At 31.3% G+C, this 959-nt stretch carries 1 protein-coding gene; it reads right to left on the minus strand.

Annotated elements, in window-relative coordinates; genetic code table 11:
• Nucleotides 1–75: 75 nt before the first annotated feature.
• Nucleotides 76–864 (minus strand): hypothetical protein, encoded by a 789-nt coding sequence (locus Q4500_RS18610; RefSeq protein ID WP_303601058.1) that lies wholly within the window; start codon nt 862–864, stop codon nt 76–78.
• Nucleotides 865–959: the final 95 nt, after the last annotated feature.

The following is a 959-nucleotide window of genomic DNA, read 5'->3' on the forward strand; positions in this document are numbered from 1 at the left end:
CAAATAAAAACCGAATAGAAAATCCGCGAGGATTTTCGTAAGTAGGCTAGAACTAGCAATAAATTATATACGGTGTTAGGCAACGTAATTTTCTTTCCAACCATTAGTTTTCGCAATCAATTCTGGATATAGACAAGATGAATTTCCGTCTTGTGAAACCAAAATTTTTATTGAATCTCCAACTGATTTATTATTTGTTAAAGCAAAATTATTAGTTCTCGATTTCGTAACGTTATTTCCATATTCATAATGCACATCCATTGACGAACCAAATTTCGAAAATGTGAAACCTTTATTATGGCTTATTGAAACTATTTTCCCCTCCATAATTCTGCCTGTTTTATATAATGAGATTTCTTTATTTATTCGTGAGTATAGAAGATAGCAAAGAAATAGCCCAATTAAAAGAACAACTCCAGCTATATAATACATAAAATCCATATTAAAAGTGTACTGTTCAAATTCTGTCGGTATTGATTGTCCGTTCAAATGTTTAATTGGAATAATATCTCCCGTTTTTAAAAAATCAGTTTTGTCAGGTTCAAATACACTAAATTTTGATTCCGTTTTTTGTCCATTAAAATCAAATTCGTAAGTCAAGATTTGAGGATTATTTCCGTTAATCGTAATGTTGTTAATTCCTTTGATGTTTGTCAGGACAGCATTTGCTTTTTCTCCATCAGATTGGATTTTTTCAACGTTTTCAACAAACGGGAAGCTATCTCCCAATGAATTCATTATTAATCCCATTGGAAGAAATAGTAATAATGCGAATGCAATTCCTTGAAATGCAAAAAGTAGTAATATCGGTCTAATTTTAGCTCTTTGCCAAATGGTTTTGAAGTTGGTTTTTCTATTTGTCAATGTCGTTTCTTTTTATGTTGCCTAACGACAGGGCTATGATCAGTGTCCTTTTTTCAGGCTAATATGTTTTTAAGGACATTGATTATAGGACCTGT

Origin of the sequence: Maribacter sp. 1_MG-2023 (assembly GCF_030547005.1) — a bacterium.
Taxonomy (GTDB): domain Bacteria; phylum Bacteroidota; class Bacteroidia; order Flavobacteriales; family Flavobacteriaceae; genus Maribacter.